Below are 491 nucleotides of genomic sequence, written 5' to 3'. Positions count from 1 at the left end.
GTGTGAAATCCACCCGAATCCTCCTTGATCCGTTTAGACGACAGTGCGCTCAGGCCTGATGTGCCGGCCCGCCGGCCACGGGGCACGTGCCCGTGTAGTCGACCGGCCAATGCTTAATACCATTGAGCCATCCGGACTTCAGCCGCTCGGGATCCCCGACGGGCTTGAGGTCGGGCATGTGGTCGGCAACCGCGTTGAAGATCAGGTTGATCGTCAGGCGCGCCAGGTTGGCTCCGATGCAATAGTGCGCCCCGGTGCCGCCGAAGCCGACGTGCGGGTTGGGATCGCGAAGGATGTTGAAGGTGAACGGGTCCTCGAACACCGCGTCGTCGAAGTTCGCCGAACGGTATGACATCACCACACGCTCACCGGCCTTGATCTTGACCCCGGAGATCTCGGTGTCCTCGCTGGCGGTGCGCTGGAAGGCCGACACCGGCGTGGCCCAACGAATGATCTCGTCGACGGCGGTCTTCGGCCGCTCCCGCTTGAAC

The 491-nt window shown here is 63.7% G+C and carries 1 protein-coding gene; it reads right to left on the bottom strand.

The window, feature by feature from the left end:
- Positions 1-49: 49 nt before the first annotated feature.
- On the bottom strand, positions 50-491 hold a 442-nt coding region (locus tag RM844_RS32235; RefSeq protein ID WP_311670997.1), incomplete at its 5' end, for a cytochrome P450.

It is taken from the genome of Streptomyces chisholmiae, assembly GCF_031845445.1.
Classification (GTDB): Bacteria; Actinomycetota; Actinomycetes; order Streptomycetales; family Streptomycetaceae; genus Streptomyces; species Streptomyces chisholmiae.
The sequence above is the reverse complement of the archived record's forward strand: the minus strand, read 5'-3'. Positions and strand labels throughout refer to the sequence as shown.